Here is a 26,181-nt window from a genome sequence, read left to right as displayed (position 1 = left end):
CGCTTAGCTTTCCACGAGTTCGCTGAGTTCCATCCACTCGTCTTCCAGCCCGGATTTCTCGGTCTCCACTGCCTGACGCTGCTGATTGAGATCGTTCAAACCTTCGTAATCGCTGGGGTCATGCGCCGCCATCTGCTCATCGATGCCGGCGATCTGCGCCTCGAGCTTCTTGAGCTTGCGTTCGATAGCGCTGATGCGTTTGCCCGCCTCATATTTCTTTTGGCGCAGTGCCTTGGCTTCCGCAGGATCCAAAGGCTCAGCGGCATCCGATGAATCCGCAACGCCCGCGGCATCCTGCCGCCCACCTTGCTCCCCAGCTTGCGATGCGCTCTGCTTGTCGAACTGCGTCTTGTCAAAGCGCGCTGCGGCACCTCCACGGCGTTCCATCTCGTCAATGTAATCCTGCACGCCGCCCGGCAGATGCTGCACCTTGCCGTCAAGGAGCGCGAACTGCTGATCGGTCACGCGCTCAAGCAGATACCGGTCATGAGAGACCACAATGAGCGTACCCGACCACGTATCAAGCACATCCTCCATCACAGCGAGCATATCGGTGTCCAAGTCATTGCCCGGCTCATCCATGATGAGCACATTGGGCTCATCGAGCAAAATGAGCAGGAATTGCATGCGGCGCTTCTGCCCGCCGGAAAGATCGGCGATGGGCGTCATGAGCTGAGCCGACGTGAAACCGAGACGCTCCATCATCTGCGCCGGCGTCGTCTCCTTGCCATCCACGATGTATGAAGGCTTGTAGCGGCTGAGCACTTCCTTGATCTTGTATTTGCCCAGCTTCTCCAACTCGTCAAGCTGCTGCGAGAGCACAGCGAACTTCACCGTTTTTCCGATTTTCACATGCCCGAGCGTCGGTTCGATGGTGCCGTCAATGATGCCCAGCAGCGTGGATTTGCCCGCGCCGTTTGCCCCCACGATGCCGAAGCGGTCGCCCGGCCCGATCAGCCATGTCACATCATCGAGCACACGTTTGCCAGTAATCGTGCGGGTTTGCGCAGCAGCGGTGTCCGGCCCCATCGGGTTGCCGTCTGCGTCGAGCGGACGAGCGGCGGGATCGACCGCCACCTGCACGCTCACAGCATCAGGACCAGGATTGGCCGGGTCGGCGGCTGGCCAGATTTTCGTAACGTCAACGAGGTCCACCACGTCTTTGCCCAAACGCGATGTCGCCATTTGCTTCAGTTCAAGCGTGTTACGCACCGGCGGCACATCCGCGATGAGCTCACGCGCCTGTTTCACGTGAAACTTCTGCTTGGTGGCGCGTGCCCTGGCGCCGCGCGTGAGCCATGCGAGCTCTTTGCGAGCGAGATTGCGCCGCTTTGTCTCCATCACATCCGCCTGACGGTCGCGTTCCACACGTTGCAGGATGTAGGCGCTGTATCCACCTTCGAACGGATCGATCATGCCGTCATGCACTTCCCACATGCTCTCGCACACCTCGTCAAGGAACCAACGGTCGTGTGTGACGATGAGCAGAGCGCCCTGACCTGCGGGCCAGCGGTTCTTCAGATGCTCAGCAAGCCAATGGATTGTGAGCATGTCAAGATGGTTGGTCGGCTCATCGAGCGCAAGGATATCCCAGTCACGCAGCAGCAGCCGCGCCAGGTCGGCGCGACGACGCTGACCGCCGGAAAGCTGTCCGATCTTTGCATCGAGCGGAATGCCAGCAAGCAGCGTCTCCACGACCTCTCGGGATTTCGCATCCGCCGCCCATTCGTAATCGGCGCGGTCCTCCAATGCCGCGGTGCGCACCGTCGCATTGTCGTCGAGGTGGTCGCGCTGCTCGAGAATGCCGAAAGTAAGACCATTGCGACGCGTCACGCGCCCGTCATCCGGCGTCTGTTCGCCGCTGAAAAGCTTAAGCAGTGTGGATTTTCCATCGCCGTTGCGACCCACAATGCCGATGCGATCGCCCTCGTTGACGCCCTGCGTGACGTCAGTGAAGATGTTTTTTGTTGCGAATGACAGGGAAACGTGCTCGAGACCGAGATCAAATGTTGGAGTGCTTGGCATAGTGATTCATAGGATACGTGAGCGGCGTGACGGTAAGCCCCTCCGCACGCTTACGGCGCAACCGAGGCATGCCGTATGCATCGCCCCGTACATGCCGCATATGCGCGCATGGCACAGGGGGACATAATCCGGCACAATTTAGCGCAATCTAGCGCAATCTCACCGATGCGCCTCATGGGGCACCATAGTGTGCCACACAGTCTGCAGGCGCTGTCAGCTGATGACGATTTTCTCTTCCGTCGGCTCGTCCGCTTCCATCGTCTGGATCTGACTGCGGCACCGCGCGGCGAATCCCGTGAACACGGCTTCGGCGAAAGGCTTGATGAGGGCGTCCTTCTGCGGATATTCCTCGCGCAGGCGCGCCACATCGGATTTCTTGAGGTCCTTCGTCATCTCCTTCTCGCTCATCCATTCATCGAACAGCGTCGGATTGACCTCGAGATGGAACTGCATACCCAGACCGGAACCGAAACGGAACGCCTGCACCTTCGTCAGATCGGACTTGGCGAGCGGCGTGGCACCAGCGGGAAGCGTCACGCAGTCATTGTGCCAGTGCAGCACCGTCGCCTTCTTGCCCCACATGGGCAGGAACTCGTGGCTGTTTTCAAGGCGCGTAATGGTGCCGAAACCAATCTCCGGAGCCTTGCCGGGCTTGAGCTTGCCACCCAAGGCCGTCGCCATGATCTGGTGCCCCAGGCACACGCCCAGCGTCGGTTTGCCGGCCACGATCGCGGCCTTCGCAAGCTTGGCTTCGGCCTTGAGACCAGGGTATTGGTCGAAATCCTGCGCACCCATCGGGCCGCCCATGAGCACAAGGCCCGCTAGTGAGTCAAAATCCGGCAAATCCGGCTTGGAATCCTTGAGTATTGAAAGCGTCGTATAAGGAACACCGCATGTATCAAGTGAGTCGAGAATGCGACCGGGGCGTTCCCAAGGGGCATGCGTCAAGATAAGCACCTGAGACTGAGACATAGCCCCCATTGTGGCACGGAGACGTAACCTCGTGCAAAATGTGGTGTCGCAGGCAGACGGCTCATGCGATTCGACTCGTCCATTTGCACGATTCATCAGAAAAAGTTATGGAAACAACGTTTTCTATGTCACACAACGTAAGTAATCTCGGCACTATGAGCAACACCGAAAACACCACGCCTCAGGCCGTCTCGGCAGCTGCCGCCGGTCTGAAGCTTTATGACACCGCAACGCATTCCATCACGCCGTTTGAGCCCATCAAGCCCGGCGAAGTGAGCATGTATGTGTGTGGCGCCACGGTGGACAGCTCACCCCATGTCGGCCATCTGCGTGCAGCCGTCGCTTTCGATGTGATTCGCCGTTGGTTCACAAAGCTCGGCTACAACGTCACGCTCATCCGCAACGTGACCGACATCGACGACAAAATCCTTGACAAGGCAGCCGCCGCCGGCCAGCGCTGGTGGGCGCGCGCTTACCATTACGAACGCGAATTCAGCCACGCCTACGACACACTCGGCGTCATTCCGCCCACATACGAACCGCGCGCCACCGGCCACATGAACGACATGATCGACCTCGTGCAGCGCCTCATCGACCGCGGCCACGCCTATGTGGTGCCCAACGCAGACGGCACCCCCAGTGGCAATGTGTATTTCGACGTTCCCAGCTGGCCGGCCTACGGCGAGCTCACGCACCAGGAGCAGGGCACCAAGGCCGCCGACGAGGACGCCGAGGTGGCCGATCGCATGGGACCCTCCGTGGACGCCACCGGCCCCGACAAATACAATCCCGTGAACGATGCGGACGCCTCCCCCGACAAGCATGATCCCCGCGATTTCGCGCTATGGAAGGCACCCAAGGCATCCGATCCACTGGACGCCCGCTGGCATGCGCCGTTCGGTGACGGACGTCCGGGCTGGCATCTGGAATGCTCCACGATGTCGCACCGCTATCTGGGCGACGAATTCGATATCCATGGCGGCGGCCTTGACCTGCGTTTCCCTCATCACGAGAACGAGATGGCGCAATCCCGCGCCGCCGGCTGGGGATTCGCCCACCGTTGGATGCATTTGGCATGGGTGACCGCCAAGGGCGAGAAGATGAGCAAATCGCTGGGCACCGGCCTTTCCATCCAAGCCGTCATGGCAAATCACAGCGCCTGGGTGGTGCGTTATGCCCTCGCTTCCGCGCATTATCGTTCGATGTTGGAATGGAGCGAGCAGTCGCTCACCGAGGCCGAGGCAGCGCATGATCGCATTGTGAATTTCGTGCAACGCGCCGGCGATGCCGTGGGCGCGCAACCCACCGCTGAGGCGATTGCCGCACTGAACGCCGACCAGATGCCCGCTGATTTCGTGGCCGCGATGAACAACGACATCACAGTCCCCACCGCACTGGGCGTGGTGTTCAGCACGATCCGCAACGGCAACACGCTGCTTTCGCAAGTGGAATCCGGCGACGAGTCTGCACGCACTGGCGTGGAGGACGCGCTGCTGCAAGTGCGCGCCATGCTTGATGTGTTTGGCCTGGACCCCCTGGCACAACCGTGGGCAGGCGACGCCACGGAAGGCGGAGCATCGGTCAACGGGAACGCAGACGCCGAGCACGCCGCTTTGGACGCCTTGGTCAACACGCAGCTCCAGGCACGCGCCCAGGCGCGCAAAGCCAAGGATTTCGCCACAGCGGACGCCATTCGCGACGCCTTGCAGGCAGCTGGCATCTCTATCGAAGACAAGCCCGCCGCACCCTCGACGTGGAAGCTGGGCTGATTCCACTCCAGGCTGATTCCATTTCGGTCCTGTGCCCCGCCACGATGGGGCACAGGATCGAAGGCTATCTGCCATAGTGCGACGGCGCTGTCTATTGCGCACCTTCCGATTCCACGCCTTGCAATAGACTAGAGAGCTATGGCAGCTTTTAGTTCACTCACCGACCGCTTGACCGGAGCCTTCAAGAACCTGCGCTCCAAGGGCAAGCTCACCGAATCGGACATTGATGGCACGATTCGCGAAATCCGCCGCGCTTTGCTGGACGCCGATGTCTCGCTCGACGTGGTCCGCTCTTTCACCGCCCGCGTGCGCGAACGCGCGTTGGGAGCTGAGGTTTCCGAAGCGCTGAATCCAGCCCAGCAAGTCGTCAAGATCGTCAATGAAGAATTGACGAACATCTTGGGCGCCGGCGTCGACCGTCCGCTGAATTTCGCGAAGAACCCACCTACGGTCATCATGCTTGCCGGCCTTCAGGGCGCTGGTAAGACGACGCTCGCAGGCAAGCTCGGTTACTGGCTCAAGGATTCAGGTCACACGCCTCTGCTGGTAGCTTGCGATTTGCAGCGCCCTAACGCTGTGACGCAGCTGCAGGTCGTGGGTGAACGCGCCGATGTACCGGTGTTCGCTCCTGAACCGGGCGTGCAGACGGCGAGCTCCGACGTCGTCTCCCCCGGTCAGGCAACCGGTGACCCGGTGAAGGTCGCTCGCGAGTCCATCGAATACGCCAAGCGCAAGCTGTATGACGTGGTGATCATCGATACCGCAGGCCGTCTGGGCGTGGATGAGGAGCTCATGAAGCAGGCGCGCGATATCCGCGACGCCGTGAACCCCAATGAAGTGCTGTTCGTCATCGATGCGATGATCGGCCAGGATGCAGTCAACACCGCAAAGGCGTTCGACGAAGGCGTTGACTTCACCGGCGTGGTGCTCTCCAAGCTTGATGGCGACACCCGTGGCGGTGCCGCGCTGTCCGTGGCGAGCGTGACCGGCAAGCCCATCCTGTTTGCCTCCACTGGCGAAGGTCTGAAGGATTTCGAGGTGTTCCACCCCGACCGCATGGCCTCCCGCATTCTCGACATGGGTGATGTGCTCACGCTCATCGAGCAGGCGCAACGTCAATTCGACGAAAAGCAGGCCCGCGAGGCGATGACGAAGATGTCCGAAGGCGAATTCGGACTTGACGACTTCATCGAGCAGCTTGAGCAGGTGCGCAAGCTCGGTTCCATGAAGAAACTCCTGGGCATGATTCCTGGCATGGCACAATACCGTCAGCAGATCGACGCCTTGGATGAGCGTGAAATCGACCGCACGGAAGCCATCATCTACTCAATGACCCCGGAAGAGCGTCGCAACCCCTCCATCATCAATGGCTCGCGTCGCGCCCGTATCGCCTACGGCTGCGGTCGCACCGTGACCGATGTCAACAACCTGCTCGACCGTTTCGAGCAAGCGGCAAAGATGATGAAGCGCATGAGCAGCGGTGCGCGTGGCATCCCCGGAGTGCCCGGCTACGGCAGCTCGAAGAAAAACAACAAGTCCTCCAAGAAGGGCCGCAAGGGTAAGAGCAAGTCCGGCAATCCGATGAAGCGCGAAGCTGAGGAGAAAGCGCTGCGCAACAAGCTCGCTGGCAAAGGCAACTCCAGCGGCAGCGCGTTCGCCAAGCCAGCCGCTCAGCAGATGCCCAGCCTGGAGGACCTGCAGTCCCAGCTTGGCGCGATGGGCGGGCTCAACGGTCTCATGGGCAACTGAGGTTGTGCCGCTGAGACTGTGCAGCTGATTGCCATGATTGCGGCTGCAAATCCCAGCCATCCGATCAATCGGGTGTGTGGTGGTTCTTTCACTGCACACCCGATTGGCGTATCATGGCGGTCTGTAGGGGCATCAAGCACAGCAATGCCACGTTTTTAATGAGTTGTATCTGGTTGGCTTGTCGCTCGCGTGAGTTCATTATCAGGGCGATTTACTGGAATTGATCGACCGTTATTGTGCATTGGGGTATTGAACTGCGTGGTGCGCTGAATACAAAAAATTAAGCGCCAAGCGCCAGCACTGAAACGAAACCGGCACTGAAACGAAGATGGAGGAGACCGCATGAGCGAGAGGAAATCCAACGCGCGCAATCGTGCTACCGCCGAAGCGCGCGACGTGCTGCTCAAGCGCACCGCCGCAAGCAGCGACGACGAAGCCACCTCCTACCAGACCGCAACGAACAACGCCATCCATCGGGCTCGCTCGAAGAGCACGTCGTCGCGTGGCACATCATCGCGAAGCTCATCATCTGCAACCTCATCATCTGTGGGCTTAGCGAAAAACTCGCCATCCCGAGGCACTCAGCGCACCACCAGCAAACGCACATACCGTCAGAAAACAGCACGCAGCGATGCAAATTCGCGAAGCACGGAATCGCGCACTCAACACCCCACCCGTCGCCGCACCAACAGCACTGGCCGCGCTAATCGCACTACCCGCACTACCCTCGCATCCGACACTCGCACATCCAGCGCCCGTTCGTCTTCCACCCTTTCATCCAAACCCCGCCAAGCAGGAGGCCATATGTCGGCATTCGGAATCATTTTGTGGATTGCGCTCGCCATCCTCGTGCTGTGGATGGCAACACGATTCCTCCCGGCAAGCGTCGACCATCTTCACGCCACATTCATCAATGTCATTGCACTGGTGCCCCTGCTATGGATCCCGCTTGCGGTGTTGCTCGTGGTCTCGGTGGCAAAACACTACCCCGCCCAGGCCATCTGCTCATTCGTGGCATTGGCAATCGACGTGTTGTTCTCCGCTGGATACTTCATCGCACTCCCCGATACCGTGAACCACATTCTTGGTATGCCGGAACAATCCCAAACGCTCAGCGTCACCGAACGGCAAACGGCGTTGGATTCCTGCACATCAATCACCAAGGCATCCACCAACGCCGCACCCGATACCGCTAACTCCACCACTGCCACAGACACCACACAGCAGGCCGGCACCGCGGCATCATGCGTCACTGTGATGACGATCAACACGCGGTATGGCAATGCAGACGCCAGCGCCATCGTGCACGCGGTCAAGCAATACAGCGTGGATGTGCTCGCCGTGCAAGAGGCAAGCGCTGACTTGCAGCAACGCTTGCAAGCAGAGGGAATCGCCGACGAGCTACCACACATGACCGCAGGCAACCCCACGGACGAAGACAACGGCGGGTTCAACATCCTCTACAGCCGCGTCACACCCATCGCGCAAGTGAGCGATGCCACCGATATCGATGCCGCCACGATTCCCGCGCAAACGCTTCAGGTCGGAGGGGTCAATGTCACCTTCGCAAACGTGCACACGGCATCCCCCCATCGCGGTGCCCAACGCTGGGCGGCGGGACTGGCCGGCATCGCCCGCCTAGGCGCGCCGTCCGGAGCAGGAGCGAACGCGCCGGTCATTGCCATGGGCGATTTCAACAGCAACTCGGCACTGCCTTCGTTCCGTGCCGCGCTCAAGGACGGCGGCTTCGTGGATTCCTCCTATGAGCTGCACAGCGGCGCGCATGTATCGTGGCCGGCGTCGTGGGGAGTCGTGCCTGCCATGCTTGAACTTGACCATGTGTTCCATACCGAAGGCATCACGACATTGAACCAACACACGCTCACGGTGCCGCGCACGGACCACAAAGCGCAGATCGTCACGCTCCGCATCGATGGCGCCGCATAGATACGTCCACTCAGGGAACAACGAACAATGTGGCATCCGAAACGCGGAACGCGGCAGACGCAATACAGCCGAAGAGTCATCATGCCAGCTCTGTAACCACAGGCGCCACCGCATTCCGGGCCATGCGACATTCGGTGGCGCAAATCCATGCCATCGCATATAATTCCCTCTGTTATCTGTGCGCCCGGGGCCCTCTATACCGTGCGTACGGGAGCAACGCGAACAGGCGTCTCCGTGCCCCACACAGCGATGTCTGCTAGCAAACCAATTCATAAGGAGAGCCATTTTGGCAACCAAGATTCGTCTGCAGCGTTTCGGCAAGAAGTTCTACGCGTTCTACCGCGTTGTGGTGATTGATTCCCGCAAGCAGCGCGACGGCCGTGCAATCGAGACCATCGGTACGTACGACCCGAACACGCAGCCTTCCACGATCAAGATCAATTCCGAGCGCGCGCAGTACTGGCTTGGCGTCGGCGCACAGCCGACCGAAGCCGTCTTCAAGCTGCTCAACATCACCGGTGACTGGCAGAAGTACAAGGGCCTGCCTGGTGCTGAAGGCACGCTGAAGACCGTGGAGGAAGGCCCGGATGCCGCTGCTCGCGTCCAGGCGGAAGAGAACAAGGCTCAGAAGCTCAAGGCCGCCAAGGCTGAAGCCAAGGCCAAGGCTGATGCAGAGGCTGCTGCCGCTGCCGAAGCCGCCGAAGCTGACAAGGCTGAGGAAGCTCCCGCCGAGGAAGCTGAAGAGAAGGCTGAGTAACCATGCTTGCTGAGGCTGTGGAACATCTGATTCGCAATATCGTGGATTTTCCCGACGATGTGTCGGTCAAGTCCTACGAAAACAATCGCGGGGAACTGCTTCGCGTGCGTGTGAATCCTGAAGACATCGGTCGCGTGATCGGCCGTGGCGGCCGCACCGCGAATTCCATTCGCACCGTCGCCCAAGCGCTGTCTGATCACCGGGTGCGTGTTGACATTATGGATGTCCGCCGCTAAAGCGCAGACTCGCTTCTTTCTTAATTTTTGAGGACTCCGGTTCGCCGGGGTCCTTTTCTTATCCCAGTCCACCAAACAAGGGCAAGCGAAAGAACGCCAAGGTGGGGGTTTCGGTAGACTGGCGGTTATGACGGATTCGGATTCCCCCATCAAGCACACCACACCCGCTGAGCAGCCTGACATGCTGCGCGTATGCCGCATCGGCCGCGCCCAAGGGCTCAAAGGCGAAGTCAACGTGACGGTGTTCACCGACGACCCTGATCGGCGTTTCGCCCCGGGAAGCGTGCTGGTAAGCAAGGACGGGCGTGAGTTCCGCGTGGAACGCTCCCGCAAGTTCCGCGAACGCTGGATCGTGCTGTTCGAAGGCGTCACTGACCGCAATGCATCGGAGGCGCTCAACGGCACCGAGCTCTTCTGTGAGGCGGATTCTGCTGAAGAGATGGAGGATGAGGACGCTTTCTACCCCGAAGACCTTATTGATCTTGACGTGCTGGTGGGCGACGATGCTGCGACGGCTGAGAAGATCGGCACGGTGAGCGATGTGCTTGACTCCCCCGCGCAGTTCCTGTTGGAGGTTCGCAAGGATTCGGATGGCTCCACTGCCCTTGTGCCATTCGTCGAGCAGATTGTGCCCGAAGTGGATCTAGAGGCAGGCTTTGTGCGGCTCACGCCGCCCGATGGTCTGCTGTGATCGCCCCTCTGGTATCTCTGCTGTAACTGTAAATTCTGCCTCCATTGCACTAGCCGAAAGCACCCCAGAGGGACACCACCCAAAAATCTCAAATAATGCAGGCCAACCGCGTTCATTCCGGTTGGCCTGCATTATTGGCGTTAGTGCTCCTGCATCATTCTCGAGGAATTATCAGGATTGCGCTGTTGAGGATTGCGCTGATTCAGTCAGCTTTAGCCCGATTCAGCCACATTCAGTCAGTGAATCCCTGCTTCACCTCGTGGCCATGCAAATCCTTCTTGATTGGCGCATCGCTTGTGGCGCCCTGCGCAATCTGGTCCGTGAAACCAGCGACCGGCTTGGAGCTATCGCCCAGATCGTAGTACTGGTGCACGGTCGCATCGAAATCCGTGAAATGCGCCAGAATGTCAGGATTCTCGCTATCCGCCGGATAGGCGTTGTCGAAGAACTGCAGGTTGCGCGGCATGCGCGGCTTGAGCTGCGGCTGCTGTGCGGGATGGCCAAGAGCAAGGCCCAGCACGGGGAAGGTGTGCTCGGGCAGGTGCAGCAGGTCAATGAGCTCATCGATGTTGTTAAGCAGCGAGCCGAGGATCACGCCGCCAAGTCCTAGGGATTCCGCGGCGGTCTCCATGGCGTGGAGTGCGAGCACGGCGTCATTCTGCGCCTGGCCGAGCATGAAGCTCGTGCCGTAGGTGATGTCGTTTTCCGCCACGCCCTTGGCCTCGGCGATGCGGTAGTTGCGATGTTGGTCGGCGATGAAGACATACAGCAATGGCGCCGTGGCGACATATGGCTGGCGTGCCACTTCGGCGAGTTTCTTCTTGAGATCCGTATCAGTGATGCGGATGACAGACCATGCGTTGTAGAACTGGGAGGTGGCGGCGCGTTGCGCTGCTGCCTCGATGGCGTCGATATCCTGTTCGCTCACCGGTTCATCGGTGTAAGCGCGGATGCTGCGGCGGTTAAGCAGCACATCCAATGTGCTGTTGCGGGATACAATCTCATCATGCGTGTGGTGTGCAGAATCGGAAGCGGCTTCATTGGCCGCGGTGTTATTCACAGTGTTCATGAGTCATTCGTATCAAATGAATTTGCACTTCCACCACTACATTTCGCACAGGGCTGATTCCACGGATCTGCCAAAATCCTCACAAAAGCAAAACGGGCAGATTCCACGGCTCAAGCCCGCTCGTGTCAATCGGCGGAAGTTCCGCCAATCACATACCACGCGCCTTCGCGCATCACGCGGTGTGCGCGGCGCCAGAGCGACATGGCGAGATAGCCCATCGTGAATCCTATGGCGTTCGCTATCATGTCATCGATATCGCACACACCCAGATGGAACGCATACTGGCCGGCTTCCATCGTAACGATTGCCGCTGCCGCCGTTGCATATGCAATGCCGGCGTGATGAAGGGAGTGTGCCATGATCCCCACGGGAACGAACACCAGGATGTTGAAGAGCACAACGGCAGGCGAAACCTGCAACTGAGCGACGATATTACCTGGGTTGAAGTTGACTCCCTGCACTCCTCGGCTCTTGAGCATGATTGCGGCAACGGCGGCAATCACATAGAGCCAGCTCAACGCCGTGATGAAGGCGACATTCACACGCCGGTTTGTGCATTGGAATACCACGAGTGCACACGTCAACGCACAGACGCTGATGATGGCAAGCATCACAAAGGGATTACTCACAATCATGGTAAGCCGGTATCCCAGCATCAAAGGAAGATAGCGGTCGCCGACAGGAACCAGCAGGAACCAGAAAAACCACCAGGCGGCCACGAATGCCACAACGCCAGCCGCCCATGGCTTCCATCCGGAAGCAGAGCCGCTGTTATGAGAATTCGACACGATTTTCTCCTTGAAAATAGAACTCAGAGTCCAGGCGAGAAGACACCAGGTAAACCACAAAGAGTCAATGCAGCATATGTGCCATATTCTATTTGTTGGACGTTCCCCAAACATGAAAAGTGCTGAACAGTTTCAAAACCGGGGACAAATGCAGCAGTAGCACGATTCTCCGCAAAGCATGCCTCGAGGAACTCACGCGGCATGAGTGGGAACGGGACATACGGAGTCGCGGGCAATGTAGTGGGTGGAGATGAGCTTTGTTGCAGGTACGGGAGGTTCTGCGGACGTCAATATGGAGTCTGCGGTATCGGCGTCAGAGGCATCAGCGAAACCATGAGAGTCGGCTGCGGAAGCGACACTGGAGTCTGCGGTATCAGCATGTTCCACAAGCGCCAGCATCTCAAGCGCCGCGCTCTCCCCCATGACGGCGACCTGCTGGGAAATCACACTGATGCGGGGACGGTACACAGAAAAGGTCTGCACTTCATCGAATGAGACGATCGACATGTCACGCCCCGGTTCCAGCCCGGTGCTCACCAAGTATGGCAGGGTGCGCAGCGTGGTGGGCGAATGGCCGAAGATCAAAGCCGTGGCGCCGAACTCCACAGCATCCTGCACCGCAAGCCCGGGCAGTTCCGCGGGGCTTGACGCGGTGCGAACGAGGATGTTGTCTTCGCCGAAAAGCGGCGTCGCCACTGCACGGAACACGTCACACCGATGCGCCAATGTAGGCAGGACTGTTGCCGGCCCGGCAAGAAACGCCACTTTGGCGTGCCCATGCTTATGAATGTCGCGCAACGCCTCGCTAAGACCAGGTTCAGGATCAGCAAGCACGCGAGGGATCGTTTCGAACCCGTCAATCGTGCGGTCCGCAAACAGGAGCGGCACGTCGTTGGCGAGCACCGCCTCCAACCCGGGCGTTCCATGTGCTGTGGGCACACAGATAATCCCGTCGATGCGCTGCGTCAGCAGGGTGTGCAAAAAGGCATCCTGACGTTCATCGTCATCGAAAGATGAACCGATGAGCGTGGCGTATCCGTGGCGCCACAGCGTATCTTGCACCGCTGAAACAAGCGACGCGAAGAAATCATTGCGAATCTGCGGCACAACTAAGCCGATGGTGCGCGAATGCGATGATCGCATGGAACGGGCGCGGGAATCGGGGATGTATCCAAGCCGCGCGACGGCATCCTCAACCTTGCGATGCGTGTCGGATGAGAGCCGCCCCTTGCCATTGAGCACCTGCGACACAGCGGAGACCGACACACCTGCGGCACGAGCGACATCACGGATCGTCACTCTCTTGGCCATGCGCATACCTCCTGCCGCATCAACACGTCCTACGTTGCATTCCACAAAGTTCCCGCAGTGGCGCAATGTATGCTAAATGGTTGCCATTGCGATTATGTAACGTTATATCACGAACCTTACCTGTTGCGTCGCATTCCGCGCAAACCGCTGTCCATTCCGGGGATCGCTGCATTTCCGCCAGTTTCACTGAAGCGATTGCATCCAACCCCGCCAGGGCGCTTTGGTCTGCACCCCGTGCGGCATAATGGAGCCATGCGCATCATCTCAGGTCGATTCAAAGGGCTCGAAATCGCAGCTCCGCACACGGGCACGCGCCCCACCACGGACCGCACGAAAGAAGCCATCTTCTCGCATCTGGAATCATGGGGGCTGCTGGACGGAACCCGTGTGCTCGATTTGTTTGCAGGCACCGGCGCTTTGGGACTAGAGGCGTTGAGCCGCGGGGCGGATTCTCTGGTGAGTGTGGAGTCCGCCGGACCAGCTGCAGCATCCATCGGCAAGACATTGCAGGCACTGAAGCGTTCCAAGGCATGGGATGGTTCATGCACCGCCCGCATCGTGCGGAGCAAAGCGGAGAAGTTCGTCACCATGTTCCCTGCCGGCGGCGAGGCGTTCGATGTGGTGTTCATCGATCCGCCGTATGCCTATGAAACCAACAACTGCGAAGCATTGCTCGCAGGCCTTGTGGAGCATGGCATGGTGGCGCCGGATGGCGAGATTGTGCTCGAACGTTCCGGTCGTTCGCAACCAGCCGCCGCCCCTGCCGGATGGAGAGTGTCGAACAGCAAGAAGTACGGTGAGACAACGGTGTATTACATCGATCGCGACGACACCGATGACGCGGACAACACGGACAGCACCGACAACACCGGTGACGCGGACAACACCGACACCACCAACACCGACTGACGGCTCCCAGGCGGAATCTGCTGCCACATTCCCATCATCGGTGTTTACCGTCCGCCATCAATCGACTTACTCGAATAGTGCGACGACCCAGTGCTACAGCTTGCGAGGATTGCGACCACTGACCTCCCACCCCAATGCGATGAGCGTCTTGCGGTCCGCTTTGCTCAAGGCCGCGCAATCAAGCTTTTCGATGAGGTCGGGGCGAATGTCCGCCGTGCGGGCGAGCGCTTGGTCACGGCGATATCGGTCGACTTTGCCGTGGTCACCGCTGGTGAGCACGGCCGGCACGGTGATGCCGCGCCATGTGGTGGGACGGGTGTATTGCAGGTGCTCGAGCAGCGCGTTGCTGCCCGTATAGGATTCTTCGACAATCGATTCAGGATTGCCCATGAATCCAGGCAGCAGACGCGTGATTGCCTCAAGCATGACGGATACCGCCACTTCCCCGCCATTGAGCACATAATCACCGATTGAATACTCACGCACATCCACGCCACGCGCCTTGTAATACCGTGGCACACGGGCATCGTAGCCCTCATAACGCCCGCAACCGAACACCAAATGACGGGCATGGCTCAGCTGCGTTGCATCACGCTGGGTGAACAGCGGCGCGGACGGATTGGGGAAAATGAGCACGGTGTCGGCGACGTCAGTAATTCCAGCAGTGCTGGCGGAATCAACAGTATCGTCAGGATTCGCAGCGTCATCAAGGTTCTCGGCAGCGGAGTCCTGCACAGGCTCGTCCCATAATTCCGCCGTCGGATCGACCTGCGGCATATCCTGCGGTTCCAATCCCAGCAGCTCGTCCAAGCATTCCGCCCATACCGCGGGCTTCATCACCATGCCGGCACCGCCACCCACCGGGGTATCATCCACCGAATGATGCACATCGTGGGTCCAATCACGCAGATTATGGGCGCGAACTTCCACAAGCCCCTTGCTCTGCGCCTTGCCCAACAGGCTCAAGTCAAGCACGGAGAAATACTCGGGGAACACGGAGACGATATCGATAAGCACGCTTCAACTGTACGGATTGCCCTCGAATTGCGCCGCACCGCCCATAGCGCCTATAACGCCCAGGTCGGAGCCGCAAGGAGAAACGCACACGAAAACCACGCTCCAAGACACGCCCGAGGCAATACGCCCGCGAAAGAGGCACCGCTGCGAACTATTACGAACTATGCCGCATCAGCCTGCGTGCTGCGCATGAAGTCCACCACCGCACCGGCAAGCTCCACATTGCCCGTAAGCTGAGGGTCAGACTCCAGCAGCTTCTCGGCATCCGCGCGCGCCTGTTCGATCACGTCGGCGTCCGCCACCACACGCAGCAGCCGCAGGGAACTGTGGTTGCCGGATTGCACGTCACCCAGCACATCGCCAACGCCGCGCAGTTCAAGGTCCGCCTGGGCGATGTGCGCACCATCCGTGGATGTGCGAATCACATCCAGCCGCTGTGCGCCCAGCGACCCGGGTTCGGCGCGCGTGATGAAGAACGCCCAGCTCTTCGTGCCGCCGCGCCCCACGCGACCGCGCAGCTGATGCAACTGGCTCAGGCCGTAATGCTCGGCGTCGAAGATCACAATGTTGCTCGCCTGCGGCACATCCACGCCCACTTCAATCACCGTGGTGGCGACCAGGACCTGCACCTCGCCTGACGAGAAGCGTTCCATCACGCTGTGCTTCGTCTCGTCGCCATCCCGCCCGGTGAGAGTGGCGAAGGTGACGCCCCGGAACTGCGGCAGCGCTTCCAAGCGTTGGCTCATCTGTTCAACGGAGTGCAAAGGCACGGCCGGCTGTGCGTCATCGGGCACGCCATCGCCATCTAGGTCGGCTTCCGGCGCCACCGGGGCCGCATCGTAGCCTTCGTCGAAGGATTGCGCATCCCCTTCGTCGATGCGCGCGCACACGATGTATGCCCGTTCGCCCGCATCTATGCGCCTGCGTATGTGCACGAACATCTGTCCCATCGTGGCATTGTCCGCCTCGTTGATCACCACGGAGGTGATGGGCTTGCGGCCGCCGGGGAGTTCAGTGAGCCATGAGATATCGAGATTGCCGAACCACGTCATCGCCGCGGTGCGCGGAATCGGAGTCGCGGTCATCACCAGCATGTGCGGTGTGGGACCGTCACCTTCAAAAAGCGTCTGGCGTTGCTCCACTCCGAAACGATGCTGTTCGTCAATGACCACAAGCGCAAGGTTCGGCGCTTGGAATGACTTGGAGAAGGCGGCATGGGTCGCCACGACCAAGCACGGAGCGCCGCTGGCCGTGATGGCGAGCGCCTTGCGCCGATGGGAGAGCTTCATGCCGCCGGTGAGCAGCACCACGGGCACGTCTTCGCAGCCCGGCACTGTTGACACCATGCGCTGTAATCCTTCGAAATGCTGCTCGGCGAGCACCTGCGTGGGCGCCACCAGCACCGCTTGTTTGCCAGCCCCAACGGCGCGCAGCATCGCAGCGAGCGCCACCACGGTTTTGCCAGACCCCACCTCGCCTTGGAGCAGGCGCTGCATCGGCCATGTGCGCATCATATCGGCGTCGATGTCGGCGATTACCTGCTTCTGCCCTTGCGTGAGGCCGAACGGCAGGGAGTCTATGAACCGCTGCTCCACATCGGCATCGTCGGGCGGATCGCACACGAATGCCTGGCTTTTGCGCGCGTCGGCGCGTTCGCGCAGCAGCGAGACCTGCGATACGAGGGCCTCTTCATATCGCAGTGTGTCAATGCCGCGCTGAAATTCGTCCGTGGTGGAGGGATTGTGCACGGCGCAAAATGCTTCGGCGCGGTGCAGCAAGCCGTGGTCGGCGCGCAGGCTGTCGCTGATGATGTCGGGAATGGCGCCGGCTAGCCGAGCAGGATTGATTACGGCAGGTTCAGGCGGTGCGAGCGTCGGTCCAGCGGCTGCGGATGCAATCTGTGGTACAGGTTGATCTTGCTGATTTTGCGATGAAACGTGGGCGGATTCCTCGGATTCGTTAGGCTGCATGCCTTGCAATTCCAATATGCGCAGTGCACCCAGTATTGCATCATGGATGTGCTCGGATGAGATTCGCGAATTAGCGTGATACACCGGCTGGGGACGGCATACGCGCTGCAATGCCTCGCCGACATTTGCGGCGTCGGCGTGGACATGGGCATTCGTAACGGCGTCAACGTCAGAGTCAGCGTCAGAAGACGCTATGGTCATCACGGCAGGATGGGTGAATTGCAAGCGGTCGTTGTATTCGCTCGCATCACCGCATACGACGATTTGCCGCCCCTCCCGCAGCCTGCTGCACAACCAGTCCACATAATGCTTCTTGTATGAGAAAAACACGAGTGACGCATGGGCTGGGCGAATCGCCATGCCAGCGAAACCTTCGAGCGGCAGCGCGGGATTCGATGCAGCCACCGCGCCTCGCTCCCATGTCTGGGCATCATCGACGACGCTCACCACAACGCGCGAACCGCCTCGCGACATTGGGAATACCGCCACACGCTCAATGAATGCGGGGAACGCCGCTTTCTGCCCTGCATGGATTTCGCTGATCGGCTTGACCTCCACGGCGGGCGTCACGCGGAACGGGAAATACAGCAGCGCGTCCTCCAGTGTCTCCACGCCCAGCGATTTCAACGCCCCGGCGCGACGCTTGTTCGTCATGATCGACGACATCGCCGTCTGCAAAGTCACCTTCACGGCTTCTCCTTCCGCGCATACCTGCATGCATACCTACTTGTATACACGCCCGTGCGCGCGCCATCAGCATATAAGAACCAAGGTAATCGCTTCTAATCCCCGCAGGCGCTGTGACCGTGGGCGTGTCGGGATACCAGACTGCACTGTTTACGCCCACCCCATCTCAACAAAATCCCAACCTCCCCTTCGGCGACAAATTCAAGGGTCGCCGAAGACGGAGGATACAGTCTCCTAAAGGGAGACCCAAACCTCCGCCATCGGCGACCCACGGACCACTCGCCGAAAACGGACGTTAAACGTCACCCCCAGCCCGCACAACCTCCACCATCGGCGACAAATTCAAGGGTCGCCGAAGATGGACGTTACACACCCCTAAAAAGGACTCCCAACCTCCCCCTTCGGCGACCCACGAACCACTCGCCGAAGAGGGAAGTTACGCCTCAAAAATCGGACACTTAACCTACCACTGCGGCAGCGGGATGTGGAATGGAAATGAAAAAGCCCCGGGAACCCGGGGCTGAAGCGTAATGCAAAAAGCAATTCACGCCTTGGCGCGCTGGATCTTGCCAGCCTTCATGCAAGACGTGCACACGCGGACCTTGACGGTGGTGCCATCAGCGGCATTGGTGCGAACAGTCTGAAGGTTCGGCAGGAAACGGCGCTTATTACGGATGTGGGAATGGGATACGCTGAAACCGGTCTGCGGACCCTTGCCACACACTGCGCAACGAGCTGCCATGATGGACTCCTCTTGTTAACCTTGCGGTTGAAACCTTACGTCTGCTGCATTCAAGCAGAGCTTGAACACACAACTTCAGCATTTTAACGCATCCGACGACTTTTCGCAAATCAAGCCACGCCCGCGACTCCGCCCCGGTGCCACCTGCCCCAACCGCCAGCACAGCCCATCCACGAGCCCGTCCACTCGCCCATCTAAGCGCCCATCCCCGCCCTGCCCAAAACGTCCAGGCACAGCGCAGCGCCCCCTCCCCGCCCGCATCAGCCCCACCCCGCCCCGCCCAAAACATCCAGGCACAGCGCAGCGAACCCCAGCCGTCCAGCCCAAACCTCATCTGCCAGCACAGTCACAGGAAGCACCAACATGCCCCTTACAGGAAGCACCAACCCACCCCCACAGAAAACACCAACGCGCTCCCCCAGAAATTCCGCTATTGTCAGCGACATGGACACCACAAACACCGTCGTTACCAACACGAACATCGCCATTACGTGGCTCACCAACAACCTCAGCCGCATCATCTTCTTCGTAGTCGCCATCGCCGTCGCGTGGGTGGCTGAACGAATCGTATGCAAGGCCCTGCGAAAGGCACTCGACAAGTCCAACATTCCCAGCGCATCGATTTTCGTCAACTGCGCGCGCATCCTCATTTGGTTTTTCTGGCTGCTCATTGTGCTCAAACCAGTATTCGGCGTGGAGCCCACGACGCTGGTCACCGCCTTGGGCGTCACAGGCATCGCGTTGTCTTTCGGCCTGAAAGACACGATTTCGAACATCATCGGCGGTTTTGGACTCATGGCTGGCAAGGTCGTGCAACCTGGCGACCAAATCACCGTGAGCGGTTATTCAGGCATCGTCAAGGATGTCACGTGGCGCAACACCATCGTCATCTCGCGCGACGGTAACGAATTCTGGATTCCGAACTCCGTGCTCAACACCGCAGGACTGACGAAGATGACGGAAGCGAACGAGGCATTCATAACCGTGCCGTTCACTGCCCGCGGCGACCGCGATCTGAATGCCACAGCTCTCGAAATCGAACGTGCTACGAATGCCGGCACCGAAGATATTCGCCTCGACGGCCGGCCGTGCCAGGTGCGTTACACCGGATTCTCACCATACGGCGCGGAAGGCAATGTGGTGATTTTCGCCAAGCCTGGCCTGATTCCCTCGGTGGTGCGCAACCAAGTGGCGCGCGCGATGAACGGTCTCGATTGCCTGGTGATGGATGGTGCGGCGTCGGTGGAGGCATCGGCAGCCGCCCCCACGCCCAAGGATTGAAACATCCGCGCGCTGAAGACATACAGAACGCCCGACGGCCATTCCAGCCGCTGGGCGTTCGTCGTTCGAGATTGATGGGGATGTGCGTCACGGATGTTCCACGTGAAACCAATGCGCCGCGCGAAATCAATGGTTTCGCACGAGACCGATGTTCCACGTGAAACCAACCACCCAGACAACCAGTCAGCCAACCGATCCGTCCGCTAACCGATCCGAGAGGCAACCGTCCCGTCAGCTACACAGCCCGTCAGCCACACGACTAATCAGTCAAGCACACCTTCGATAAGCGCCTCGATGAGGTCAGGGTACGCAATGCCACTGGCTTCCCATGCCTTGGGATACATGGAAATCGGCGTGAAACCAGGCATCGTGTTGATTTCGTTGACCAGCACATCACCATCGGGCTTCACGAACGTGTCAACACGGCTCAGGCCGGCACCATCCACAGCCTCGAACGCACGCACAGCAGTCTGCTGCACCTTGCGCAGCAGCTCTTCAGGCAGCTTCGCCGGCACTTCCACGTGCGAAGCGCTGGCATCGGTGTATTTGCTGTCGTAGTCATAGAACTGGTCTTCGACCGCAGCGTGATCGAGCACGATTTCGCCCGGCCATGCGGGACGAGGCGTCTCCCCGGGCTTCGGCGCAAACACCGCGCATTCAATCTCGCGGGCGGTGATGCCGGTCTCCACCAGCACGCGCCAATCATGGTGGCTTGCCTCAAACACGGCGGCGGCGAGCGCGTCGGCGGATTCCTCCTCGACCTTCGTCACACCGAAGCTGCTTCCAGCACGGCTGGGCTTGACGAACAGCGGATATTCTAGGCCGGCCTTGCGCACCGCGTCCAGCAGTGCCGCACCGTTGGCCTTGAAGCCGCTCGGCGCATCATAGGAACGCGTGTCAAGCGTGATGCCCGGCGACACGGGAATGCCCGCAGCCTTGAGCAGCGTCTTGGTGAAATGCTTGTCCATGCAAGCGGCGGACGCGAACACGCCACAGCCGACGTAAGGCACGCCCATCATTTCGAGCAAGCCCTGCACGGTGCCGTCCTCGCCGTATGGTCCGTGGAGCACGGGGAATACTGCGTCGATATGCCCGAGTGACTCGAGGTCCTCGCTCGCGCCGGGAGTCGTGAAACCCTCGTGCTCGCCAATGAGGAAGCCGTCGCGTCCCTGGCCGATGTTGAGCACGACGGGGCGCGATTCGGGCGTGATCTCGACGGTCGGCATATGCGCGCCGTCCAGTTTGAACGTGCGCGGGTCGGTGCCGCCGTAGACCCAGTGGCCGTCCTTGGTGATGCCGATGGGAATCGCCTCGAACTTGTCATTGTTCCATGCGTTGAGCACACCGGCGGTGGAGACGCAGGAGATGGAATGTTCGTCAGCGCGGCCGCCGTACAGCACGACGATTCGCTTCTTGGCCATGATGGTTTCCTTCCGATTGCCGCTGCGCGGTGCGCACGGCGGTGATGGCTGCCTGCCGCGCGAAAGCGCGGTGGCGGCGATTGGATTGTAGGGGTTTATTGGTGGGCTTTGTTAGTGGAGTGATTGTTGCGTAAAAATTATGAAGGATTCAGATTACGAGGAATTCCGATGGGAGCGGATTGCGGTTGCGCGGAGTCCGACCGGGAATCCGGTTGCGCGGATTCCAGCTGGGCGGATTCCGACTATGCGGATTCCGACTGGACGAGTCTGTGCCGCGCGAATCTCGGTCATTCGATCTTCAGCCGCGCAATCCTCGGTCACACAGCCTCAGTCACACAGCATCCGTACCAGCCGGATCGAAACCCGCGCAATCCTCAAAACCTCATTCCTCGGTGATGCCGCTGCCGAACATTTCGTGCAACATCTGCTCGCAGCTGATGCCGTCGGCGAGCACATGGCTCATCGCAGTGGCAAGCGGCGTGGGCACGCCGTAACGCTTGCCCAGCGCCACCACGGCATCCGTCGTCGGCACGCCTTCCGCCACGCCGTTGCTCGCCTCGCGAGCTTCGTCCACGCTCATGCCCTTGCCGAGGTTCGCGCCGAACGTGAAGTTGCGGCTCAGCGTGCTGCCACACGTGGCGATGAGATCGCCCACGCCAGCCAACCCGAAGAACGTGCGCTCATCCGCGCCCATTGCACGACCAAGCGCACACAGTTCAGCCAAGCCTCGCGTCTGCACCATGGCAGCGGTGTTGTCGCCATAACCGGCGCCGCGCACCATGCCCACGGCGAGAGCCGTCACATTCTTGAGCGACCCGCACATCTCAACGCCGGGCACGTCCTTCGACACAAATGTGTGGAAGTAATCCGTGGTGCAGGTCTGCGCCACGAAGCGCGCCGCCTCGGGGTTTTCACTGGCCACCACAGCTGCGGCCGGTTCACGTGCCGCCACTTGGGCGGAAAGATTGGGGCCCGACAGGCATGCGAAACGATTCGCCGGCAAGTCCAGCGATTCGCGCACCACTTCATCCATGCGCTTGTACGTGCCTCGTTCGATGCCCTTCATGAGGGACACCACGATGGCGTCGCCCGGGATGAGCTCCTTGAACTGCTCTAAGGCCTCGCGTGCATGCTGCGCGGCGATGGTCACAACGATGATCTGCGCATTGGCGACCGCCTGGGCGCGATCGCCGGTGGCGGTCATGGCATCGGGCAGGCGCGTGACGCTTGGCAGGCGCACGTCATTGCAATGGTTTGTGTTAATGCCTTCGACGATTTCAGGTTCGATGGCCCACATGGTCACGCGGTTGCCAGCATCTGCGAGCACTTGCCCGAATGCGGTTCCCCAGGCTCCTGCTCCCAACACGGTGACATTGGTCATGCGACGCTCCTTCTGGCCGATTTGAATTCGGATAGTTATTGACGCAATAATTCTCCGGTCAACAATAGTCAGGCTAATGGTCAGCCGACTCTCATGCTCATTCTCAAGCCGGATTCATGCAGAACAGCCCCAAGAAAACTCTAGGCGAACCGCAAATCACCACGCTTCACAATCACCCCATTGCCCGCACCTCAGCCAAGTCGAGTGAGCCAATCAGCCCGGCTCCGCCACCGACAATCCATCCCGCAATGTGCCAGCCACCACCCGCACATAACGTCACCGTCAACAATCCACCCCCGCAATGTGACAGTCGTCACCCACACATTGCACCACAGCCAGCCTTCACCCAGCCAATGTGCCAGTCGCCACCCACACATAGGCGCAAAACCGGAAGCCCAACACACAACAAACCCAGCAAACAAGCCAAACCCCTGGCCAAACAAACCACCCAACCCACCAATGTGCCAGCCACCACTGGCACATTGCGCAGCAGCTTGCCACCCGCCTCGGCTTCCCAGCAAAGCAGCCAGTTCAGTCAACCGGCAAGTTCAACCAACCGGCCGATTCAACTAATCCAGCGCCGCGGGGAACTGGCTGCGAGGCACCCGCTGCATCAGACGATAATCCCACACGCCTTCCGCCGGAGGCTCCTCTCCGCGAATCTCCGCCTCATTCGCCTCCAGCACCGCGCGAATGCGGTTGGTGAGCACCTCCACGTTCACGGACGGCGGCTCCTCGCCCCAGTTTTCGCTGCCTTCGAGCAAATCGGCGTAGTCCAGCCGGTCACCGTAATGCATCACCACGTTCTTGCGCGGCCACGGCAACAGGTGGTTGATGCTCGCCGCGCCCCACGTGACGCACGGGAACAGCGGCACCTGGTAGCCCAGGCGGCGGCTGGATTCGAGCGCTATGTACGCGGCGCCGTTCTTGCACGTCATGGGCCATTTCTTCGGGTCGCGCGTCAGCGTGCCCTCGGGCCACACGGTGAGCGGCCGGCCGGAGGTGATGATGGAGATGGATTCCTCCTCGATGGCCCTGGCCTGCCCCGAATGGCGCTTGACCGGCTGCATTCCCACGGTTTTGAGGCCCCAGCCCACGATGGGCCAGTGCGCCATCTCGGCCTTGGCCATGAAGCGCGGACGACGGCCCTGGTCGAACAGGCCGATCATGGGAATGAACACGTCATACAGCGTGATATGCGTGCATGCGGTGATGAAGGGGCCGGTTTCTGGCACGTTCTCGAGGCCCCATGCGTAGTTGCGCGAGTGGGAACGCAAATCGCACTTGACCATATCGCGCAGCACCGCTGTGGCACGGGGATTCTGCGCGTTAATCTCCTCGATATTGTCGACGCGAGGACCGCACGGATGGTTGTTGCACGGATTCACTAGCGTATGCTCAGCTGCCAAGCGCTTGACCTGAGCGTCGCTCAACGGCGAGACCGCGGAACGCGGCGATGGTTTGCCTTTGGATGCCATGCTCCCATTGTGCCATGTCGCTTCCCCATGCGATTTGCGCAACACGACAAAGCGGCACACAAACTTGCCGCTAATGTGCGAGTCACCACGTGCACATAACAGCCAAACCGACAGGCCCACGCACCACAACCCCAGCAAACAAGCCAAACCCCAAACCAAACACATCACCTAACCCACCTATGTGCCAGCCACCACTCGCGCATTGAAGCACAGAAACCTCTTTGCAGCCGAACAAGCATCGACGGGGTCAGGTGAACGTCGCGACTGCACGGCATTGTGCAGAGACAACAATTGTGCAGAGACAACCAGAAACAACAAGGGTTTGTAGCAGGATTCTTCCTGCTACAAGCCCTTACATAGTCAGCTCAGCATAAGTCCTGACGGCGCGCAACTACTTCGCCATAGCCACAGCTCAACCACACGCCACAGCCGGCGCGCACCCGCACCGTCAGCCGCTTGCCTACTCGATCTCCGCGCCGAGGGCACGGAGCTTGCCGCGGAAGTCGGCGTAGCCACGGTCGATGAGGGAGATGCCGTGCACCGTGGAGGGGCCGGACGCCGCGAGCGCCGCGATGAGGTGGCTGAAGCCGCCGCGCAGGTCGGGCACGTCGATGTCCTGGCCCGTGAGTGGCGTGGGTCCGAAGATCACCGCGGAATGTTCGAAGTTGCGCTGCTGGAAGCGGCAGGGCAGGGAGCCGAGGCATTCGCGGTACAGCTGGATGGTGGCGCCCATCTGCACAAGGGGTTTGGTGAAGCCGAAGCGGTTCTCGTACACGGTTTCATGCACGATGCTCAAGCCGTTGGCCTGCGTCAGCGCCACGACGAGCGGCTGCTGCCAGTCCGTCATGAAGCCGGGATGCACATCTGTTTCGATGGCCACGGGCTTAAGGTCCCCGCCCGGGTGCCAGAAGCGGATGCCGTCGTCGCGCACCTCGAATTCGCCGCCGATTTTGCGGAAGACGTTGAGGAAGGTCATCATCTCGGGCTGCGTGGCGCCCTTGACGAAGATGTCGCCGCGCGTGGCAAGGGCGGCGGACGCCCAGCTCGCGGCCTCGATGCGGTCGGTCAGGGCCGTGTGCTCGTAGCCCTTGAGCTTCTCCACGCCCTCGATGCGAATCGTGCGATCGACGTCGACGGAGATGATGGCGCCCATCTTCTGCAATACGCAGATAAGATCCATGATTTCAGGCTCGATGGCAGCGCCGGACAGTTCGGTCTTGCCGTCCGCGAGCACTGCGGCGAGCAGCGTCTGCTCCGTTGCGCCCACCGAGGGGTACGGCAGGTGAATCTTGGCGCCGTGCAATCCGTTGGGAGCGGTGATATGGATGCCGTCGGCATGCTCTTTGTCAACGGTGGCGCCCAGACGGCGCAACGTCTCCAAGTGGAAGTCAATCGGCCGGTCACCAATACGGCAGCCGCCCAGCGAGGGGATGAACGCCTCGCCCAAGCGATGCACAAGCGGGCCGGAGAACAGAATCGGAATGCGCGACGAACCCGCGAGCGTATCGACATCCGCCACATCCGCCAGGTCCACATGCGAGGCGTCGATGGTGATGATGCCCTTGGCGTCATCGAAGTTCACATTCACGCCGTGCAAGCGCAGCAAATCGGAAACCACGCGCACGTCGCGGATTTCCGGAACGTTCTTGAGTACCGAAGTGCCAGGCGCCAGAAGGGCCGCCACCATCGCCTTGCTCACGAAGTTCTTGGCGCCTCGCACCTTGATTTGCCCACTCAGAGGCTTGCCGCCCACCACGCGCAGCACATCGTTATCAGCGTTCACGTCGCTCACAATTGTTCCTTGCTCTCGATTCCCCGGCATATTGCCGCGCAATGCGGCAAGGCGCTCCCATTCGAAATAGCGCTACAAACCGAGGATGTTCATCGGTAGTTATCGTACTCTACCTGCTGTGTGCCGTGACGTGTGTGGCGGTTCGGTGAAGTTCGCTGCCAGCGTGATGGATCATCCGCAAAGCCACCC

21 protein-coding genes are annotated in these 26,181 nt (G+C 60.1%); 9 read left to right on the top strand and 12 right to left on the bottom strand.

The window, feature by feature from the left end:
• Window positions 1-3 precede the first annotated feature (3 nt).
• Complete coding sequence (locus CLV65_RS03280) at window positions 4-2,025, bottom strand: ABC-F family ATP-binding cassette domain-containing protein (protein WP_094691327.1); 2,022 nt, start codon at window positions 2,023-2,025, stop codon at window positions 4-6.
• Between the two features lie 213 nt (window positions 2,026-2,238).
• On the bottom strand, window positions 2,239-2,997 hold the full coding sequence (locus CLV65_RS03275) for a type 1 glutamine amidotransferase (protein WP_094691328.1): 759 nt from the start codon (window positions 2,995-2,997) through the stop codon (window positions 2,239-2,241).
• Between the two features lie 125 nt (window positions 2,998-3,122).
• Here CLV65_RS03275 and cysS point away from each other — a divergent pair, with 125 nt between their 5' ends.
• The 6 genes from cysS to rimM all read left to right on the top strand — a co-directional run bounded on the left by cysS (window position 3,123) and on the right by rimM (window position 10,146).
• On the top strand, window positions 3,123-4,766 hold the full coding sequence (gene cysS, locus CLV65_RS03270; protein ID WP_094691329.1) for a cysteine--tRNA ligase: 1,644 nt from the start codon (window positions 3,123-3,125) through the stop codon (window positions 4,764-4,766).
• Between the two features lie 138 nt (window positions 4,767-4,904).
• Window positions 4,905-6,515, top strand: a complete 1,611-nt coding sequence (gene ffh / locus CLV65_RS03265; protein WP_094691330.1) for a signal recognition particle protein — start codon at window positions 4,905-4,907, stop codon at window positions 6,513-6,515.
• Between the two features lie 342 nt (window positions 6,516-6,857).
• Window positions 6,858-8,462 (top strand): endonuclease/exonuclease/phosphatase family protein, encoded by a 1,605-nt coding sequence (locus CLV65_RS03260; protein WP_094691331.1) that lies wholly within the window; start codon window positions 6,858-6,860, stop codon window positions 8,460-8,462.
• 286 nt (window positions 8,463-8,748) lie between these two features.
• Window positions 8,749-9,219: a 30S ribosomal protein S16 gene (gene rpsP / locus CLV65_RS03255; protein ID WP_094691332.1), complete on the top strand. Its 471-nt coding sequence runs from the start codon at window positions 8,749-8,751 to the stop codon at window positions 9,217-9,219.
• Between the two features lie 2 nt (window positions 9,220-9,221).
• Window positions 9,222-9,455 carry an RNA-binding protein gene (locus tag CLV65_RS03250; protein ID WP_094691333.1) on the top strand — a complete coding sequence of 78 codons (234 nt, stop codon included), beginning with the start codon at window positions 9,222-9,224 and terminating at the stop codon, window positions 9,453-9,455.
• A gap of 127 nt (window positions 9,456-9,582) precedes the next feature.
• Window positions 9,583-10,146: a ribosome maturation factor RimM gene (gene rimM, locus CLV65_RS03245; protein WP_094691334.1), complete on the top strand. Its 564-nt coding sequence runs from the start codon at window positions 9,583-9,585 to the stop codon at window positions 10,144-10,146.
• A gap of 232 nt (window positions 10,147-10,378) precedes the next feature.
• Here the strand turns inward: rimM and CLV65_RS03240 are convergent, their stop codons facing one another.
• From CLV65_RS03240 to CLV65_RS03230, 3 genes are all read right to left on the bottom strand, one after another.
• Entirely contained in the window at window positions 10,379-11,215 is an 837-nt protein-coding gene (locus CLV65_RS03240; protein WP_094691335.1) for a nitroreductase family protein, read from the bottom strand.
• A 125-nt stretch (window positions 11,216-11,340) separates the two neighbouring features.
• On the bottom strand, window positions 11,341-12,003 hold the full coding sequence (locus CLV65_RS03235) for a VanZ family protein (RefSeq protein ID WP_157847206.1): 663 nt from the start codon (window positions 12,001-12,003) through the stop codon (window positions 11,341-11,343).
• 192 nt (window positions 12,004-12,195) lie between these two features.
• On the bottom strand, window positions 12,196-13,314 hold the full coding sequence (locus CLV65_RS03230) for a LacI family DNA-binding transcriptional regulator (RefSeq protein WP_158216100.1): 1,119 nt from the start codon (window positions 13,312-13,314) through the stop codon (window positions 12,196-12,198).
• 234 nt (window positions 13,315-13,548) lie between these two features.
• Here CLV65_RS03230 and rsmD point away from each other — a divergent pair, with 234 nt between their 5' ends.
• Window positions 13,549-14,223 carry a 16S rRNA (guanine(966)-N(2))-methyltransferase RsmD gene (rsmD, locus tag CLV65_RS03225; protein WP_275542119.1) on the top strand — a complete coding sequence of 225 codons (675 nt, stop codon included), beginning with the start codon at window positions 13,549-13,551 and terminating at the stop codon, window positions 14,221-14,223.
• Window positions 14,224-14,316: 93 nt separating this feature from the next.
• Here rsmD and trmD read toward each other — a convergent pair whose 3' ends face one another.
• The 3 genes from trmD to rpmB all read right to left on the bottom strand — a co-directional run bounded on the left by trmD (window position 14,317) and on the right by rpmB (window position 18,639).
• The gene (gene trmD / locus CLV65_RS03220) at window positions 14,317-15,240 is read right to left on the bottom strand and encodes a tRNA (guanosine(37)-N1)-methyltransferase TrmD (protein ID WP_094691339.1); all 924 of its coding nucleotides are present in this window, start codon (window positions 15,238-15,240) and stop codon (window positions 14,317-14,319) included.
• 161 nt (window positions 15,241-15,401) lie between these two features.
• Window positions 15,402-17,900, bottom strand: coding sequence for an ATP-dependent DNA helicase RecG (locus tag CLV65_RS03215; protein ID WP_211278416.1), 2,499 nt, complete (start codon window positions 17,898-17,900; stop codon window positions 15,402-15,404).
• A 541-nt stretch (window positions 17,901-18,441) separates the two neighbouring features.
• Window positions 18,442-18,639 carry a 50S ribosomal protein L28 gene (rpmB, locus tag CLV65_RS03210; protein WP_094691340.1) on the bottom strand — a complete coding sequence of 66 codons (198 nt, stop codon included), beginning with the start codon at window positions 18,637-18,639 and terminating at the stop codon, window positions 18,442-18,444.
• 444 nt (window positions 18,640-19,083) lie between these two features.
• Between rpmB and CLV65_RS03205 the strand changes: the two genes are divergently transcribed.
• Complete coding sequence (locus CLV65_RS03205) at window positions 19,084-19,920, top strand: mechanosensitive ion channel family protein (protein WP_094691341.1); 837 nt, start codon at window positions 19,084-19,086, stop codon at window positions 19,918-19,920.
• A 263-nt stretch (window positions 19,921-20,183) separates the two neighbouring features.
• Here CLV65_RS03205 and CLV65_RS03200 read toward each other — a convergent pair whose 3' ends face one another.
• Complete coding sequence (locus tag CLV65_RS03200) at window positions 20,184-21,341, bottom strand: D-alanine--D-alanine ligase family protein (RefSeq protein ID WP_094691342.1); 1,158 nt, start codon at window positions 21,339-21,341, stop codon at window positions 20,184-20,186.
• 168 nt (window positions 21,342-21,509) lie between these two features.
• Here CLV65_RS03200 and CLV65_RS03195 point away from each other — a divergent pair, with 168 nt between their 5' ends.
• A complete protein-coding gene (locus CLV65_RS03195; protein ID WP_094691343.1) occupies window positions 21,510-21,737 on the top strand; it encodes a hypothetical protein in 228 nt (75 codons plus the stop codon).
• Here CLV65_RS03195 and CLV65_RS03190 read toward each other — a convergent pair.
• The 3 genes from CLV65_RS03190 to murA form a co-directional block, all read right to left on the bottom strand.
• Entirely contained in the window at window positions 21,724-22,722 is a 999-nt protein-coding gene (locus CLV65_RS03190) for an NAD(P)H-dependent glycerol-3-phosphate dehydrogenase (protein ID WP_094691344.1), read from the bottom strand. The genes CLV65_RS03195 and CLV65_RS03190 overlap by 14 nt on opposite strands.
• Window positions 22,723-23,291: 569 nt before the next feature.
• Window positions 23,292-24,200, bottom strand: a complete 909-nt coding sequence (locus tag CLV65_RS03185; protein ID WP_094691345.1) for a lysophospholipid acyltransferase family protein — start codon at window positions 24,198-24,200, stop codon at window positions 23,292-23,294.
• A 460-nt stretch (window positions 24,201-24,660) separates the two neighbouring features.
• Window positions 24,661-26,022 carry a UDP-N-acetylglucosamine 1-carboxyvinyltransferase gene (gene murA, locus CLV65_RS03180; RefSeq protein WP_094691346.1) on the bottom strand — a complete coding sequence of 454 codons (1,362 nt, stop codon included), beginning with the start codon at window positions 26,020-26,022 and terminating at the stop codon, window positions 24,661-24,663.
• Between the last annotated feature and the right edge of the window lie 159 nt (window positions 26,023-26,181).

It is taken from the genome of Pseudoscardovia suis, from assembly GCF_002797875.1.
Lineage (GTDB): Bacteria > Actinomycetota > Actinomycetes > Actinomycetales > Bifidobacteriaceae > Pseudoscardovia > Pseudoscardovia suis.
The sequence above is the reverse complement of the archived record's forward strand: the minus strand, read 5'-3'. Positions and strand labels throughout refer to the sequence as shown.